Source organism: Moorena sp. SIO3E8 (genome assembly GCF_010692445.1).
Lineage (GTDB): Bacteria > Cyanobacteriota > Cyanobacteriia > Cyanobacteriales > Coleofasciculaceae > Moorena > Moorena bouillonii.
This window is the reverse complement of the sequence record NZ_JAAHHM010000015.1, coordinates 33,483-50,172: the sequence shown is the minus strand read 5'-3', so window position 1 is coordinate 50,172 and position 16,690 is coordinate 33,483. Positions and strand designations below refer to the sequence as shown.

Genomic DNA, 16,690 nt, shown 5'->3' with positions numbered 1-16,690 from the left:
ATCCCCCAAATCCTTATGGGATAAGGTTTCTAGCCAACGAATCGCACTGACGGCTTCCATCCGTTGGGTTTTTCACCATATTTTGGCAATGGATCCTCGTCAAGGTAAGACGCTTTACTGGTGTACGCTTCCTCGGTAATTGTTAATTTAATGCCATACTCTAAACAGAGTTGCTTTAATCTCTCAATCAGTCTTTTGGTGGGGATTACGACAAAATTCTGATTACCCCGCTTTCCCATAGTCGAACGATTTTTCTGTCCCTCATTCCAACCAATTATCAGGTTTCCAATGTGATCATTTAAACACCGGTTAATAATGAACCTAGCCGCCTTGTTGATTCCATCCCTCATCTGGTTGTTTCGCTTTCGCTGAACCCGATCCAGGTTGGCATCCCAGTAAAAATCGGGCTTACCTTCTTTGTACTTAGCAACTAACCGGCAGTGGCCCTGGTTCATTGACTTGAGCTTGCGACCGTCAATTATCAGGCTTTTCCCGTGGGTCGAAACACCAGTCAACCAGTTATCTCCACCGTGATCGAAACTCCAGGCTTGGGAGTAATCCAGGTTGGGATTGTGGGAGACTGGCTCAAACCCGTCATCAATCACCCAGTCAATCCATAGCTCTCCCAGGTACGGGCGAATTGTCACCTCTTTGACCCAATCTGGATCTATGAAACCTGGTGGTTCTAGCGCAATCTCAGTAATTAAGTGAGGTTTGGTTTCTCTACTGATCGACGGAGCAAAATAACCGTTTTTATAGCTTAATGCTTGACGAGGAAATGTAACAGCAGCTAACCCTCCCTTCTTGCGATATCTAAGAAGTTTTGGTCTATCGACTTTTTCTTTGTAATATAGACCCACCAATTGATTGTAACTAGCAATGGACTCACCGACTGTCAAGAGCGTCTGTTGAGCAGATTGAGCAGCCATTGCTTTGTAATGTGGATTTAACTTTAAGGCTTGATCTAGTTCCGGGTACTTTGTACTGCATTTGTAGGTTTTCCAGCCAGATCTAAGATCGTCACCTTTCCAGTAGGTGGTGAATGATTCTTTTTGTTGTTCAAGCCAATTGTAGTGTTTCTGTTTGGTGTAGTAAATAGCACAATTTATTAAGCTATTGGCCTGTTCACACTGAAAAATCCAAAAAGCTTTTTCTTCGTCTGTAAATGTCGCTTTTATCGGGATTGTTTTGTACAATTAGCATCACCTCCTTGCCTCTATTATGACACGACGGATTAAAACCCGTTCTCCGTAGGAGACGCGGAGCGCGTTCGTGTCGCGTTTCATACCCTCCTTAAAAGGTAGGGGTTCTCACGCTCCCGTTCTAAGCACCTACACATAATTAATTACCTAATACCAATCTCTGTAACCCTTACATTGTAAGGCTTTGAGTTTTGGAAAATGTGTAATTAATTTTGTGCACCTGCTTATTCTGATAGTTTTTTTAAATTTAGCAATTCTGATCACGTTTTTTTTTATACCGCCATGGTTATTGATTCTTGAAAAGCGGTCAGATTTGTGATGCTGTTGCCCCAACCCGCGATATTTTGCTCTGTTTCCACCATCTTCGAGGGAATTTGCCAACAGTCCTTTATAATGGGAGGCTGACAGGAGTTAACAAAACTTAAGGCAGAAGCAGAGGTAGCAATGGCACTGATCACCACCGGCAAGTCATTCATCCGGGCACTAGAAAAGTCTGGTGCATTGGCAGTTTATGCACCATTAGAAGGTGGGTTTGAAGGTCGTTATCAGCGGCGTTTGCGGGCTGCTGGCTATATCACCGTTTCCATTACTGCCAAAGGACTCGGAGATCCAGCCGCTTATCTAACTGGAATTCACGGTGTTCGCCCTCCTCATCTGGGCAAGAAAAATATGGGTAAATCATCTGCAGTCGGTGATGTTTACTACCTGCCGCCCTTGGTAAACTACCAACTCTCAGCCCTATCTCCCAACTCTAAAGGGTTGGTGCTGTGGATTCTTGAAGGAAATATACTATCTAGTCAAGAAGTTGACTATCTAACTACATTGCCCCAGCAAGAACCACGAGTCAAAGTAATCCTAGAGATGGGAGGGGAGCGTTATTTCCGTTGGCAACCCCTCAAGGAGACTTTGCCGGGACTCGTTTCTGTAGCCAATTTCTAGTATCAGTATCAATGACGTCAGCTATCAGCGGTCAGCAGTCAGCGGTCACTGGTCAGCGGTCAGCGGTCAGCGGTCAGCGGTCAGCGGTCAGCTTATTTGATTCAAAAGCACCGATTGAGCTACGGGCACCCTGCGCTAACAGTACCGTGGCACAGGCTTCTAGCCTGTGATCTAGCCCATAAGCTGAATGCTGATAGCTGAATGCTGATAGCTGAATGCTGACCGCTGATAGCTGAATGCTGACCGCTGATAGCTGAATGCTGACCGCTGAATGCTGACCGCTGATAGCTGAATGCTGATATTTCTGGATACCCAACCCCGTAAGTAGTCAAAAATGATAAGTTTGATACCCTAGAGGTGTAGGATGACAGTGGGTAAGACTAGCAATGCTCGAACAACGTGACTACACCTTAATCATCGATAAAAGTGGCAGCATGTCGATTAAAGACCAACTGGGTGGAAAAAGCCGTTGGCAAATCATGCAGGAGTCTACCCTTGCCTTAGCCAATAAATGTGAAGAATTAGATCCAGATGGCATCACCGTTTATGTATTTGCTGGTCGCTTTAAACGCTACGACAATGTAACCGCAGATAAAGTCCTACAGATATTCCAGGAAAATGAACCATCGGGACGCACGGATTTAGCTGGTGTTTTACTTGATGCCACCAACGACTATTTTAAACGTAAGGCTAGCGGCCAAACCAAAGAAAATGGAGAAACCATCTTAGTGGTCACTGATGGGGAGCCTGATGAACGGAAAGCTGTGATGAAGGTGATCATAGAAGCATCACGGCGTATTGATATTGATGAAGAACTAGCAATTTCCTTCATCCAAATCGGGAATGATCTCCAGGCAACTAAATTCTTAAAAATATTAGATGATGAGCTGCAAAATGCTGGGGCTAAGTTTGACATCGTAGATACGGTAACTATTGATCAGATGGAGGATATGACTCTCACTGAAGTTTTGATCAATGCTATTATTGATTAAATGATAGGAAAGGTTAGTGGGATTTATCCCGTCAGGGTGCGAGGTGCTGTAAGTTAACTGTTTAAACATCACCATTACAGTTAACAACGTAAGAGGAGACGTAAGTCATGGAGTCAATGGATGACTTGTTAGCCCAACTCAAAGCTGAGTATGAACAAAAAGATGCTGGTGTTCAACCGCAAGAAAAACCTCTGTTTCAGGAACAACCAGTTAATTTGCCACTAACTGATCCACCAACTAGTCAATCACCAGCGAAAATACCTGATTGGGTATCTACTGCTCAGGATCGGGAGCTGGCTGAGATGAGAACAGAGTTTGATAAAAAAGACCAAGAAGACGCTCTCAAACAACAGCAGGAACTCGAAGCTGAACAAAAACGAGTTCAGCAGGAAAAACAAAGAGAACGAGAAGCCCTTAATCAGCAAGCGACTGAGTGGCTAAAAAACTTAACTCCAAACTCAGCCGAAGGCTTGTGGTTTGAAGAATTTTCTGATTCCTATCCCTCCAAACTGGAGGCAGCAATTGACTATTTGCAAGCCTTAAAAGAAACTCAGTCTTGACTATCAGACTCGTCAAATATCATCTGATAGTGATCAGGGAACACAGCTCCTAAGTAACCTGTCAATAGTTTACGATTAATCTCTAAGATTATTCTCTTAATTTATAATAGAAATATAGAGACAATAGTCAATAAAATAAATCAACCTTAACGTACCATGATGAGCAAGTCTAGGGTGCTGCAGTTGAAGGATGCTTGTAATAATAGTTAGATATTTTTGGCATAAATGAACTACTGCCAAGAATCTTAGGGCAAAAACACCCAGATGAGCTGTGGGAATATTAGTTAAGCTAGATTAAGAAATCGTGGCAGTTTAAGGTAAGGAGGAAATTTTTTCGTGGGAGGTTCACTCGTGGAAGACCGTGACTATACGTTAATCATCGACAAAAGTGGCAGTATGTCTAGCCCAGACTACCAAGATAGGAGCAAAAGTCGATGGCAGATTGCCCAAGAGTCTACCTTAGCAGTGGCCAGAAAATGTGAACAGCTCGATCCAGATGGGATTACGGTTTACCTGTTTTCTAGTCGCTTTAGACGGTACGATAATGTTACCTCAGATAAAGTAGAACAAATTTTCCAAGAAAATGATCCCATGGGTCGGACCGATCTCGCTGGTGTGCTAAAGGATGCCACCGATGACTACTTTAAGCGCAAAGCGGCTGGGCAAACCAAACCCAATGGGGAAACCTTCTTGGTGATAACCGATGGTGAGCCAGATGACCGCAAAGCTGTAATGCGAGTGATCATTGAAGCATCTCGGCAAATAGACCGGGATGAAGAGCTAGGCATTTCACTGATCCAAGTGGGTAATGATGCCATGGCAACTCGGTTTCTGAAAGTACTTGATGATGACCTTCAAGGGGCTGGGGCTCAATTTGACATCGTGGACACAGTGACTCTAGAAGACATGGAGAATATGACCTTAGCCGAGGTCTTGCTTAACGCGATTATTGATTAACCGAAGAAGCGCCAAAATTCCCATGGCTGCAAAACCATCCCACGACTAATTATCACGTGGGATGGGTTGAAATAAAAACAATTTTGAAATAAAAATAATTTTGAATTAATTGACACCATTATTTTAGTGAGATCAGCTGTAGGAATTCAACCCCTACATTTGGTGTAAGAATAAAACCAGCTACCCTAAATCTGCATTTTTGGAAAACAATTGAGGGATTTCCCCCCCTGGAAAGGTTTGTAAGCGCCTCAAAAAAAACCTTTTTCATTACTCGAATTGTAAAATTAGTCTCCCCATTTTCGCGTTAAAGATTTAGCATATAGGAGTGAATGAACTTTACTATCCCTTACATTCCTTAAGGGAGGGTGATTGGTTCAAGCTCATTTGCGGAGCCAGTTTTCAACACCTCCCTGCTGTTAGAAGCCTAACCTTGGCTTACACCCTCGCCGGTGCCGATTGTATTGATGTGGCAGCTGACCCGGCGGTCATTTCGGCGGCGAAAGATGCCTTACAAGTCGCCAACACCATGGGAAATGAAGCCAAACAGCGAGGGTTTGGATTCTGTGGCAGACCATGGCTGATGGTGAGCTTGAATGATGGGGAAGACCCCCATTTCCGAAAAGCCGAATTTGACTCAGATTTGTGTCCAGGGGACTGCCCCCGTCCCTGTGAAAAGATTTGCCCAGCACAAGCAATTACTTTCCAGAATGGCAGTGAAGCTTACTCTGGTGTGCTCGACCAACGCTGCTATGGCTGTGGTCGTTGTCTGCCAGTTTGCCCCCATCAGCTGATCACTACTCGCTCATACGTATCAGCTCCTTTTGCGATCGCACCCCTGATTCTAAGCAATGGCGTTGATGCTATAGAAATTCACACCAAAGTCGGGAATTTACCAGATTTTAAAAGACTATGGAATGCGATCGCACCCTGGTGCGCTCAACTCAAACTCCTAGCCATTAGCTGCCCAGATGGTAAAGATTTGATTAACTACCTAAAAGAAATCTACCAACTCATCCAGCCTTTACCCTGTCCTCTAATCTGGCAAACCGATGGACGTCCTATGAGTGGGGATATAGGCATGGGTACAACTCATGCTGCTATCAAACTCGCTCAAAAAGTCATCGCTGCTGGATTACCAGGATACGTACAGTTAGCTGGTGGTACCAATAACCACACCGTCAGCAAACTAAGAGCAGCTAGGCTTTTGAAGCTAGCCCAAGTTGATAGGTTGCCGGTTGAACGTTCTTACAACAACCTTGGCCAAAAGGCCACTCTAGGCGAACAACCAAATAATCTACCCTACGTTGCCGGTGTGGCTTACGGTAGCTACGCCCGAGTTCTACTCTCACCGATTCTAGAAAAGTTAGAACCAGACTATGACCAAAACGTTGATCACCACCAGGGATTCGTTCCTAATCCCTCTGATAGAAACCTTGAAGATGTACCAGATCTGCTCTGGCAGGCTGTGACAGATGCCCATGCCCTGGTGGCTCAACTCAAATCAGAAAAAAAAATCCCCGAGAGTATCTGATTTTCTTGACTTTAATCGAGGAATACTGTTGGATTAAATTGGCATAAAAACATTCAATTATTAGGAGTAAAATTAGACATGACCTAAATCCCAAACCTGACTAACAACCGAAAGTTTAACTGGGCAAAAATTAACAGCAGAAATCGCTTTATTTGGTCAAAACAAATGGTGAATTTTCCACTAAGCAAGCTTTCAGAGCAACAAGTGTCATTCCATCAAGAATTACCAGTGGTTTATGAAAATAACTTGGTTGAGGCGATGACCGTAAGGGATCAATCCTCAGAGGTAAGTGACAATCTTCAACTAGATTGTGCGACCATACCTACCAAGGAACACCAAGAAACAGTGGACAAAACTCAGGGGATTTCAAACTGTGAAAAAATTACAGATGACCTGCCAAAATTACTAGACATTTTGCCAGCAGAAATTCGCTCATTATTGGAGCAACATCCTGAAAGGGACAGTTTGATCGAAGTGATTATGGATCTCGGTCGCTTCCCAGAAGTGCGCTTTCGTGATCGGGCAGAGTACCTTTCTGATACACCAGTTACTATCGAACAAATCAATCACTGTGTTGAGCGAGTTGGATCCTTTAGCGGTGATAACCGAGCCGGAATTGAGGGTACCTTGCACCGCATTAGTGCGATTCGGAACCGTCCAGGGGAAATTATTGGCTTAACCTGTCGTGTGGGTCGAGCGGTCTTTGGTACCATCGGCATGATTCGTGACTTAGTCGAAACTGGTAAGTCAATTTTGATGCTTGGGCGTCCTGGTGTAGGCAAAACTACTGCTTTACGGGAAATTGCCCGAGTTCTGGCAGACGAATTAGACAAACGGGTCGTGATTATCGACACCTCTAACGAAATTGCTGGAGATGGCGATATTCCTCACCCAGCTATTGGTCGAGCCCGACGGATGCAGGTCGCTAGCCCAGAACATCAGCATCAGGTGATGATTGAGGCGGTGGAAAACCATATGCCAGAAGTGATCGTTATCGATGAAATTGGCACAGAACTGGAAGCTCAGGCCGCTCGTACCATTGCGGAACGGGGGGTGATGCTGGTGGGAACTGCTCACGGCAATCGGATTGAAAACTTGATTAAAAATCCCACTCTTTCGGATTTAGTAGGCGGTATCCAGGCTGTAACCCTAGGCGATGACGAAGCCAGACGGCGAGGCTCCCAGAAAACCGTTTTGGAGCGAAAAGCCCCCCCAACCTTTGAAATCGCTGTAGAAATGCTAGAGCGTAAGCGTTGGGTAGTACATGAAAGTGTTGCGGACACGGTTGATAATTTACTCAGGGGACGTCAACCAAATCCTCCAGTCAGGACAGAAGATGAAAATGGTAAGGTAACCATTACCCGAGAATTACCTAGCGCTCCAGTTACCACTCCCCTAAATGGTCGGAGCAAGGGTCACCTTACCCTAACGACTCCTAGCCAACCAAAAGGTTGGCGTTCATCTGGGCAGATGAATCCCCTATCCCTTCAAGAACCAAAGCCAGCTCGGGAAAATAGTATGTTTGAACAGCTGCTGGCTGAATCTTGGTCACAGCAAGAGCGCTTGGGTCAAGGGATGGAGATGTTAGGACCTAATGGTGAGGATTTGCCACTACAGGTCTATCCTTACGGCATTAGTCGTCATCAAATCGAGCAAGTGATCCAAATCCTCAATTTGCCTGTGGTCTTGACAAAAAACATGGATACTGCTGATGTGGTTTTAGGATTGCGATCGCATGTCAAAAACCACTCCAAGCTCAAGTCCATTGCTAAATCTCGTCAGATCCCGATTCACGCTATCAAAGCTAGCTCCATCCCCCAGATTACTCGGGCATTAAGGCGTCTGTTGCACATGGATGACCCCACAATTCCCGATGCTGCTGATTTGGAGTTATTTGCCCAAAGCGTTAGCGAGGATGAAATCGAGGCTCTAGAAGAAGCCCGTTTAGCAGTTGAGCAAATTGTGATTCCCAAAGGCCAACCCGTAGAATTGTTGCCGCGATCGGCTAAGGTGCGGAAGATGCAACACGAGTTAGTTGAACACTATCGCCTCAAGTCTTCTAGCTTTGGCGATGAACCCAACCGACGTTTACGGATTTATCCGGCGTGAATCTAGGTTAAAGAGGAAGAGGGGGGACAAAAGCAAGATAGTTCAAACAATCAAGATCTCTTTCTCTTCCTTCCGGAAACCATCAACCCATCACCCCATCACCCTTTAAGCCAAAGGAAAAATAACTAAAAAAATACTTGACATATTCCCAGTCAAATCTGTTATCATCAAAGAAGTGGAATCAATGGGGTGTAGCCAAGCGGTAAGGCAGCGGGTTTTGGTCCCGCCATTCCTAGGTTCGAATCCTAGCACCCCAGTTATAGTAGTCAGTTGTACTAGTCAGGTTATGGTAGTCAATGACAAAATAACTTGGCAGTCAAGCAAAATAAGAAGCTTCTAAAGTCTTTAGAAGCTTCTTTTGGGTAAGGGGTGTCTAAACTAGCGGCGGCGTCTGAAGGAACGACTACCACCACGACTACTACCAAAGCCAGAAGGCGATCGCTTCGTGCTGCCAAAACCACTGCTTCTTGGTTTGGCTTTGTTAGTACTAGATGGACTAGAGGTGCGTAACTGACTTGAGCCGAAACCACTTCCTGTGGAGCGATTAGCGTTGGGTGAGGCTTTACGAGTAGTGGCTTGATTAGCTGCAGGAGATTTTCTTAAGCTACCAGTCGTGCGGAAAGAGCGAGTATTTTTAACCACGGGTGGCGGTGATTGGTACCGTGTTTCATATCGCTTCACTGCTTGACTATAGCTGTTACCATACCCACCATAACCAGTCAGAACTCCTCCCGGTTGATAAACCGGTGGAACATAGTATTGAGGTCGAAATAGTAGACTACCTATAGCTTGACCAGCCAAGGCACCAGCAAACGGAGCCCAGAAACTGGATTGCTGACGCACGATTACTGTTTCTTGTTGACCAGTTTGAGGATTAGGTCTATTCTCAGTAACATTGTGAACATATTGAATCCGGAAGTCTTCAGTTAAGTACATCACCGGCTGATTGTCATCAATACTCAGATAAGTATTTTCCCCAGCAGCAACCTGCTCATCAGTCAGACGTGCCATCTGCAAATCCCTGCTTTGAAACACTGGTGGACTACCCGCAGGAGTATTGAGTACCATTAGGGTATATACCCCATTAACATCATCGTAGGTTGCCTGTTGTACAGGATATTTCCCATCACTCAACCGAGTCGGAGTAAAGGACGTATTCCCACCCCGATTCAGCGACACTTGGCTTGAGTTAGGAGAACCACACCCTACTGTAGTCCAACATAGGGTTAGAGATAGAACAAAAATCGCAATTGTACGTAACATATACTTAAAAAAGTTTTCTTAAATCACTATTGTTCTTTTAAATCACTATTATCTAATCGCGCTTTGCTATGGGCTAGTTAATTTTTAATAAGACAATTCGGGGAAGATTTTCCGTTCGTCTTGCCCATCACCCATCACCCCATCACCCCATCACCTGATAGTGAAAACTATAACACTATATTTAGTTAACCTATTGTATTCTGATTACAGGGGAACCAGTTCCGGGAAATTAAGTAAAATTTGGTCATCAGTCAGTTCATCACCCAACTGTGCTGGAGAGAAGTGAACCTGGATAGCTTGCAAACTTTCCTGATAGTGGAGATTAATCAATGCCTTTAGACCTGCTTCGAGGTACTCAACACTAGCTAGGTTAGTTTCTAGTTCAGGAACTTCCCCTTCGTAGGCTACTGTGATCATAACAATTACGTTTTGGGTCACAGGTATGGATAAAGGTTCGTTGTCAGGTAAGGCTGTAGTGAAATCTGGTTCAGACAGATAGCGCCCAGCTGAGTCAGTAAACAGTTCATTAACGTAGTCCCCAGCTTCTCCTTCCTTCCAGAAGACATCCCCTTCATTCGCTGCGGATTGCCAGTAGATCTGCAGCTGTAGCAGGTTTTGACAAATTGCTACCAGTTCTTCCCCTAAAACCTTCAAATCCCCGTCTGAGTCAACGGCCTCCCGTGCCGCACGATTGAGTACCCCCAACAAGGGTGTTACTTCTGAACCAGCTAAGTGTACAAACAAACGAAAAACTACAAATCTAGTTTTGCCACCAAATTTATTTAAGCGATCGCGCCAAGAACTCATCCTTCTGTCGGCTAACTTACGCCGTTAATTAATCTCAATTATCCTATCTATCCTACTCTAGCCCATTGTTGACTGCCCCTAGCGGATCACCGAACACCCGCCTTAGCTGTCCGGCAAAATTCATCCCACACCTATGCGCAGCATAGGTGTGGGATGAATTTTGCACAGGGTATGCATGGAATTGCTATAATATAAGTACTGGTAAACAAAGCCGTTCGCGTAGCGTGGCCTACGGCCTTAAATGCTGGGCAAGTCAGCAAAACACTCTTAAAAAAAAGACCAAGAAAACAGAGCGGCAGGGTTTGAAGTTACCGTAAGAGAGGGTCGCCTTTATAGTTTTAAGGTTATGGGGAAAAGGGTTCAAGGTTTTTTAGTAAGGCGACCCTCTCTAAGGTTTCGTCTCTCGGCAGTCCGTTCTTAAAGCCCAGCGCCTCCTAAGGGATGCCCGGATTGGCGCTTGTTGCCTACACGCTCACTCGTTCGCGGAGCGGCTCTGTAAGAGCAGAGTCAGTTTAGGAGCTGTCACTCAGCCAGAGCAAGGGGGGTTAGGCAGCGGATTTCCAAGTAAATTGCGTAAGTCCTAAAAAAAAATAAAACAGGAGCGTTCGCGAAGCGTCGGCTTTGCCGAATCGCGTCTGCACCAGTCAACCGCAACTGACTGAGCTATCACTCCTGATTACACCCCGTTTTTTTAACAAAACTCGCTATCCATCCCCACCGTGAAAGACGGTGGGGATGGATAGCGAGACGACAACTAGAGCGTCGTGCTAAAATAAAATTGGTCGATGACCCTCCTGACTGACTAAAAGGCTACCTTCAAGGTGTAAAAGTACTAGCTCCAGCTCAGGGTCAGAAGTTACCGCAAGAATAAGGCAGCCTTTATGGTTGGTCGGCTATGCGTAAAAGGGTTAAAACTTTATGATTAAGGCTGCCTTATTCTAAGGTTTCGTCTCCGGGAAGAGACTTGCCCTAGCTGGTCAGCTATCGCTGTAATTCCAAGGTAAGTCTGTCGCCAAAATATACGTCCTTAGAAGGCGGATGTCTGCCTGTGGACGCTGAGTAAGACCAATTCTAGCGCGGCTTTTTGAGGCATCGGGGACGCGCGCGGGAAACCCTATTGACGAATAAGACTGTCCCTGAATTGACCTGAGAGCGGGAAGCCCCAACCTCAGCGAACGCGGCCCGCGTGACCAAAGGTCAAGCAGGTTGGGGGACTTCACTCTGTAGCGGTTTATACCACTTATCTAACAAAACTACAAGAGGTTTGACCCATCTGTATCTAACTCGGTTGACTTGAAAGGGTTAGTAAACAGCTAGAGAAAATGTTGCAGAGTCTACCAAAAACTCTTATTATTTGTTAGACTTAAATTAGGGTAACACCGACAGGGATTATTATGTAACTTAAATTAAAGCCGAAAACCAAGGGTTTAATAACTGTCATACAATTAATTTTACAAGTAGTAGTAGATTTAACACCCTTTTTAAAAATGCTATTGACTAATTGCAAACTAGCCAGCAGCGTCTTCTAGCTGAGATAGATAGCTGAGATAGATAGCTGAGATAGATAGCTGAGATAGATAGCTGAGATAGATAGCTGAGATAGATAGCTGAGATAGTCTTCCTTATGAAATTGGAACTCAACCGGTGACTAACTAGATAACTAACCAAACCATAAGTCTTGAATAATCAGTACGTCAATTATGGAATTGAACGTTTTTTTGGTAATGGGTGATGGGTAATGACTTGGGAGTAATTACAATTAGCAACTAGCAATTACCGATTACCAATTACCAATTACCGAAGCTTTTCAGTTTTACAGTACCGATGGGACTAGATGATATTACTCCTCTTCATCCATAGAGGAATTTACTAGCAGTTGAATTATTCCTTTGCCTTTGGAGAAGATTGTAGATTTATCAATTTCAATACCTAGCCCCAAGCCAATCAACGTTAACTCAGTCACTACGAGACTATAAGGAGGCGACTTGGTAGCAAAAGAAATATTTTCCTGACCATTTACCCGTTCATAGGAGGCTTCCAGTGACTGGAATCCCAAAATCATCGCCACCATCAGAGCAAAAACATACCCTCCCCTTACTATCGGCTGCTTTTCATTATGATTGTCAGTTGGATAATTCACTAAAGCACTAGTGCTGGCTTCATAGTTCTGATTGCCAGAAGGCACCGAATTAATTGATTGGTTTTGCATAGTTATTTGTTGGCAAACAGTTTTAGGGAAATAAATCGCTGTTGGCTACGTAGCTGCTCGCGTAGCGTGACCATTCGCGTAGCGTGGCCATTAGGCCAAGGTCAATCGCGTAGCGTGGCCTAATGGCCAATCAAGTAGACCATTAGATTCAGCGATCAGTTATTGAATGAGCGTACTGAATTGACCGGTCAAGAAAGTCAGGTAACACCATTACGTTCGCGTAGTGTGACCATTCGCGTAGCGTGGCCATTAGGCCAAGGTCAATCCTTAAGCGGCAAGCCGCTTACCTAGGTAACAGGATCAACGATTTTGAGTCTTGGTGGTGAGTGATGGCTGATAGAAAATGGAAACTACATGGAAACTAACTTGCTAACGGTTCTGATATTAGTTCCCAAGCATTGACATGGCTGACACCAATGCGCACTGGTACGTTCAGATAATCATCTACCAGGTAATAATCGGTCTCATAGCGGCCTAATGTGCCATCGGGACGCCTCAGTGTGTACTGGAATTTGGGAATGTAACGCTCCCGAGTCAATCGATCAATTAGTTCGTTGTACTCATCCCGACTATCACGCCACAAGTAGCGATAATTAAAGCCAGTCCACTGATGGGGTTGGAGAATGCCTCGTTCTGGTGCAAGTAGGTCATTGGTATGTAAGCAAACATCATTCCACATTGATGTAATTACTACAATCAGACCTTCTTCACGCTTTTCTTTGATAAAATCATTAACACGAAGGTAGTTGGCTCCTAGCAAATAGGTTCCGTCTTGGCGTATTGGTCCGGTCATCTTTGTCTGGCTCCTGAGTATGGAGGTGGGAATTTGGTAAGGTCGCTCGCATCCGGGCCAAGATACAATAGCCCGTTGAAGCCTGAGTTTTTGAGCAGATACAGCCAGCTCACTAGCATGTCGCCTTAGAGCATAAGCCGCTAATCGTGATGGAGCTTCAATATTGAAACTCTCGGTGGTAACTGATAGATGGCACCCTGAGAAAAAAAAATTGTCCATTGTTGAAGACTGAAACCTAAAATGACACGCTGAGTAGTGAGTGTTGCTCTTAAGCAAGTTAAACCGGACCAACGGAGACTATGGCTAACTACTATGGCTAACTACTATGGCTAACTATGGTTGTTGATCTATCGTTGTTGATTTATGGTTGTTGATCTAAGTAACCGACGGCTTCTATAGTAAAGTAACTGGCAGGATTGATTTTAGCCAAAAATCGCTTCAAAAAACGATAATTTCTCGCTTTACATCCCCTCTGATAGCAATAACCATTGGCAGGTGTTAGTCCGATCACGGTTATTGAATCTTTGGCAACTCGTTGTTGCTCGACAATTTTGGAAAACCGTAGAAACAGCGATCGCGAATCTCCACTAACTCATCCGTTGTCCAAGGTTCACCATTGTTCTTGCATAGCACTACACCCAAACCAATCAAGTCATCATCTGTGGGTCGCTTCCCTTCTAAGATGGCTTGCAGGTTTTCAACGCTAACTTCACTTAATCGTGATAGTTCTTCCAAGTTCCAGCCATGAATGAGATCAACAATGGTAGGAGTTTGTACTGGAACTGCTGATAGTTGGCTGCTGTCTAGGTAGTTAAAAAATTTAGTCAGCGTATCTTCTAGCCCTTCACTGTAGTCAAGCTCGTGTTCGACACAGTAGTTGCGGAAGCGCTTTAGTAGATGTTTGGGAATATGTCCTCGCAGTAATGCATACCGGGGATCTGTCTTTTTGTGAACCAATGTCCTTGTCCTCTAGCTCGGGAGAGAGCAACATATGATTGTCCTCTTATAAGTTTGGCACATTTTGTCACGATATACTTCTATTGGTATATCGTGATATCGTGACAATAGGTTAATACACTGGTTAATACACTTAGGTAGTTACTACACTTAGGGGGTTTACTTAAGTGTTTTAGTTAAGTGTTTTCTGTGTTCGTTCCTTTTGTCGCGATATATTTATATAATTACATCACTATGTCGCGACGTCAATACCCAAAAAAATATTTTTTTCCCCTTTCCCTGTGGCCTGTTACCTGTTGCCCTTAAGTCTATTGGTGAAACGGTACAACCAATAGGGGTAATAATACGTATAGCAACCAACTCCAATTCCAGGAGCTAGTACCAGTGGAAGACTCTTGCTCTGTCAACAATGCATCGATTCTCTGTTGGAAGCGACTGGGAGACACTGGTCTACTAAAGGGAGCACAGAAATTTTCCGTAGTGATCATCGGACTACTAACCATAGTTAACAGTGATTCTGCCAACAATAGGGCATCGACCCGTTTAGCGGCCCAATGGTCAGCACGGATTTCTCGTAGACTCAATAGTTCTTGCCACAATGACTCTGTATTTGGTAACCAAGCAGTGATGCGATGAATCCATCCTAGCCAGAAAAACCAGAAGGTATCTCGGTAATGGTGGTGAGCTTGCTCATGGGTGATAACAGCCTCTAGATGTTCCGATGAGAGAGTTTCTAAGAGTCCCTGACTGACCACAAGTTCGGGTTGCCAAAAGCCAATCTGAGCAATAAAGGGTATGGGAGTGTCTAAAAGACGAGCCAATTGACCCTGACTAGCTAGGGATTCAGGGGTTGGAGTTAAGCCAGGACAGTTTTCAACCCTTTCCCATTGCCCATTTTGCCATTGCCCATTTGTTAAGCAAATTTGGGGTAAGGAACGAACTTGTTGCAAAGACTGCCAACCAAGTCTTGCTAACTTTAGCCACAACATTAGTGCCCAAACCAGAAATCCTAGGGCTAGAGAGTAGCTGAGCCAGTCGGTACGTAACCCGATCATTTGTCCCTTTGGCCCCATGGATAGCACAGCCACAGCAGTGGTTAGCAGGAGTAGGGGTGGAGCAAGAAATTGCACTAGTAACTGTTGCCAGCGCCTGGGACAACTCCCAGGGAGTTGGTAGCTTGTGTGCCTGTGCCAGCAAGCCAGCCCTAAGGCTGCTATTATCATTACAAAATGCATTATTTTCCCTCCTTCCGCCTTTGACGTGCTGCTTGCAGTCGTTGTGCGATCGCAGAAATTTGTTCCACACTTGCTGCATCTAAGCTATCGGCAAAGGCAGCAACTACATCTGGATTGCCTACGGCTAAAAAGCGATTGAGCTGGTCATGGGCTGCGAGTACCTGGGCTTCTTGCCGAGACACTAAGGGTCTCCATAAAAAGGTACGCTGTCGTTTATCACAACTGAGCCAACCTTTCTGGGTCAAGCGGCGTAGCACTGTGGTCACTGAAGCATACGCTAATTCCCGATCTGGGTCAGCCAAAATCTGTTCATGGACATCTTTGACAGTAGCGCAACCCAATGCCCAGATGATCTCCAAGATTTCTCGTTCCAATGGACCTAGGGAGAGTTGTTTAGGGCGATGATGGGGCAGAGGACTCATAGATTAGTGGTTAATTTTCCGGTAATTTTGGTGCTAAAACTGATTAATAGTGTATGAAGTGAAGAGCCGCCAGGCTATCCCGATTCATATTTAGTCTGTCTGCTTCCTTTATTTATAGTCTTGCTTAGGTTTGACAGCAGTTCTTCTAAGGTTTACAGTCATTCTAGGTAATAATTATAGGCCACTCTGTAGCCTGCTGTATGTTTGATCAGAAGGAGAATACCTTTTATGAAGCTGCTATCAATCCTGTTGACTGCTACGGTATGGTTTACATTTGCTCTAGAACGTCCAGCCCTAGCTGGTGATGCCCCTCAGGGAGCTCAGGTTTTTAGTCAAAATTGTGCTGCTTGTCATATCGGTGGCAATAACGTGATTATGGCCAATAAAACCTTGAAGAAACCTGTGCTGAAACGATACAAGATGTATGACCTCGAAAGCATTAAAACCCAGGTAACCAATGGCAAAAACGCTATGCCCTCCTTCAATAAGAAGCTGACTGAGCAGGAGATTGAAAATGTGGCTACCTATGTTTTATTACAGGCTGACAATGACTGGCAGTTGGGTAAAGAAATTTCTAATCAAAAATCCCCAGAGTCCAAATCTCCACAATTAGGTATAGAGGCTGATCAGAAGCCAGTTAATCAGGACAAAACCGATACCCTTAAACCCAAAAAGCGCCCATTCTGGCGCTCATTTTTTTGATTCCCCTCAGGT

At 44.7% G+C, this 16,690-nt stretch carries 17 protein-coding genes and 1 tRNA gene; 10 read left to right on the top strand and 8 right to left on the bottom strand.

Annotated features, from left to right (window positions below; genetic code table 11):
- Window positions 1–29: 29 nt before the first annotated feature.
- A complete protein-coding gene (locus F6K46_RS08770) occupies window positions 30–1,196 on the bottom strand; it encodes a transposase (protein ID WP_366510694.1) in 1,167 nt (388 codons plus the stop codon).
- Between the two features lie 450 nt (window positions 1,197–1,646).
- Between F6K46_RS08770 and F6K46_RS08765 the strand changes: the two genes are divergently transcribed.
- The 8 genes from F6K46_RS08765 to F6K46_RS08730 all read left to right on the top strand — a co-directional run bounded on the left by F6K46_RS08765 (window position 1,647) and on the right by F6K46_RS08730 (window position 8,547).
- Complete coding sequence (locus F6K46_RS08765) at window positions 1,647–2,141, top strand: NAD(P)H-quinone oxidoreductase subunit N (RefSeq protein WP_070393888.1); 495 nt, start codon at window positions 1,647–1,649, stop codon at window positions 2,139–2,141.
- Window positions 2,142–2,152: 11 nt separating this feature from the next.
- Window positions 2,153–2,311 carry a hypothetical protein gene (locus F6K46_RS08760; RefSeq protein ID WP_293055497.1) on the top strand — a complete coding sequence of 53 codons (159 nt, stop codon included), beginning with the start codon at window positions 2,153–2,155 and terminating at the stop codon, window positions 2,309–2,311.
- Window positions 2,312–2,527: 216 nt separating this feature from the next.
- Window positions 2,528–3,133 carry a VWA domain-containing protein gene (locus tag F6K46_RS08755; protein ID WP_293055500.1) on the top strand — a complete coding sequence of 202 codons (606 nt, stop codon included), beginning with the start codon at window positions 2,528–2,530 and terminating at the stop codon, window positions 3,131–3,133.
- 107 nt (window positions 3,134–3,240) lie between these two features.
- Window positions 3,241–3,693, top strand: a complete 453-nt coding sequence (locus tag F6K46_RS08750) for a hypothetical protein (protein WP_293055503.1) — start codon at window positions 3,241–3,243, stop codon at window positions 3,691–3,693.
- 336 nt (window positions 3,694–4,029) lie between these two features.
- The gene (locus F6K46_RS08745) at window positions 4,030–4,650 is read left to right on the top strand and encodes a VWA domain-containing protein (protein ID WP_293055506.1); all 621 of its coding nucleotides are present in this window, start codon (window positions 4,030–4,032) and stop codon (window positions 4,648–4,650) included.
- A 325-nt stretch (window positions 4,651–4,975) separates the two neighbouring features.
- On the top strand, window positions 4,976–6,181 hold the full coding sequence (ldpA, locus tag F6K46_RS08740; RefSeq protein WP_293055509.1) for a circadian clock protein LdpA: 1,206 nt from the start codon (window positions 4,976–4,978) through the stop codon (window positions 6,179–6,181).
- Window positions 6,182–6,346: 165 nt separating this feature from the next.
- A complete protein-coding gene (locus F6K46_RS08735) occupies window positions 6,347–8,290 on the top strand; it encodes a R3H domain-containing nucleic acid-binding protein (RefSeq protein WP_293055512.1) in 1,944 nt (647 codons plus the stop codon).
- 185 nt (window positions 8,291–8,475) lie between these two features.
- Window positions 8,476–8,547, top strand: a tRNA-Gln gene (locus F6K46_RS08730).
- A gap of 121 nt (window positions 8,548–8,668) precedes the next feature.
- Here the strand turns inward: F6K46_RS08730 and F6K46_RS08725 are convergent.
- The 3 genes from F6K46_RS08725 to F6K46_RS08715 all read right to left on the bottom strand — a co-directional run bounded on the left by F6K46_RS08725 (window position 8,669) and on the right by F6K46_RS08715 (window position 12,569).
- Window positions 8,669–9,553: a hypothetical protein gene (locus F6K46_RS08725; protein WP_293055515.1), complete on the bottom strand. Its 885-nt coding sequence runs from the start codon at window positions 9,551–9,553 to the stop codon at window positions 8,669–8,671.
- 204 nt (window positions 9,554–9,757) lie between these two features.
- Window positions 9,758–10,360: a DUF1517 domain-containing protein gene (locus F6K46_RS08720; protein ID WP_293055518.1), complete on the bottom strand. Its 603-nt coding sequence runs from the start codon at window positions 10,358–10,360 to the stop codon at window positions 9,758–9,760.
- Window positions 10,361–12,200: 1,840 nt separating this feature from the next.
- Window positions 12,201–12,569: a hypothetical protein gene (locus tag F6K46_RS08715; RefSeq protein WP_293055521.1), complete on the bottom strand. Its 369-nt coding sequence runs from the start codon at window positions 12,567–12,569 to the stop codon at window positions 12,201–12,203.
- 162 nt (window positions 12,570–12,731) lie between these two features.
- Here F6K46_RS08715 and F6K46_RS08710 point away from each other — a divergent pair, with 162 nt between their 5' ends.
- Window positions 12,732–12,860: a hypothetical protein gene (locus tag F6K46_RS08710; protein WP_293055524.1), complete on the top strand. Its 129-nt coding sequence runs from the start codon at window positions 12,732–12,734 to the stop codon at window positions 12,858–12,860.
- A 70-nt stretch (window positions 12,861–12,930) separates the two neighbouring features.
- Here F6K46_RS08710 and F6K46_RS08705 read toward each other — a convergent pair whose 3' ends face one another.
- The 4 genes from F6K46_RS08705 to F6K46_RS08690 form a co-directional block, all read right to left on the bottom strand.
- On the bottom strand, window positions 12,931–13,581 hold the full coding sequence (locus F6K46_RS08705) for a hypothetical protein (RefSeq protein ID WP_293055527.1): 651 nt from the start codon (window positions 13,579–13,581) through the stop codon (window positions 12,931–12,933).
- Between the two features lie 294 nt (window positions 13,582–13,875).
- On the bottom strand, window positions 13,876–14,319 hold the full coding sequence (locus F6K46_RS08700) for a hypothetical protein (RefSeq protein WP_293055530.1): 444 nt from the start codon (window positions 14,317–14,319) through the stop codon (window positions 13,876–13,878).
- Between the two features lie 308 nt (window positions 14,320–14,627).
- The gene (locus F6K46_RS08695) at window positions 14,628–15,554 is read right to left on the bottom strand and encodes a M56 family metallopeptidase (protein ID WP_293055533.1); all 927 of its coding nucleotides are present in this window, start codon (window positions 15,552–15,554) and stop codon (window positions 14,628–14,630) included.
- Window positions 15,554–15,976: a BlaI/MecI/CopY family transcriptional regulator gene (locus F6K46_RS08690; protein WP_293055536.1), complete on the bottom strand. Its 423-nt coding sequence runs from the start codon at window positions 15,974–15,976 to the stop codon at window positions 15,554–15,556. The genes F6K46_RS08695 and F6K46_RS08690 overlap by 1 nt, the downstream gene beginning before the upstream one ends.
- Before the next feature lie 228 nt (window positions 15,977–16,204).
- Here F6K46_RS08690 and petJ point away from each other — a divergent pair, with 228 nt between their 5' ends.
- On the top strand, window positions 16,205–16,678 hold the full coding sequence (gene petJ, locus F6K46_RS08685; protein ID WP_366510695.1) for a cytochrome c6 PetJ: 474 nt from the start codon (window positions 16,205–16,207) through the stop codon (window positions 16,676–16,678).
- The last annotated feature ends 12 nt before the right edge of the window (window positions 16,679–16,690 follow it).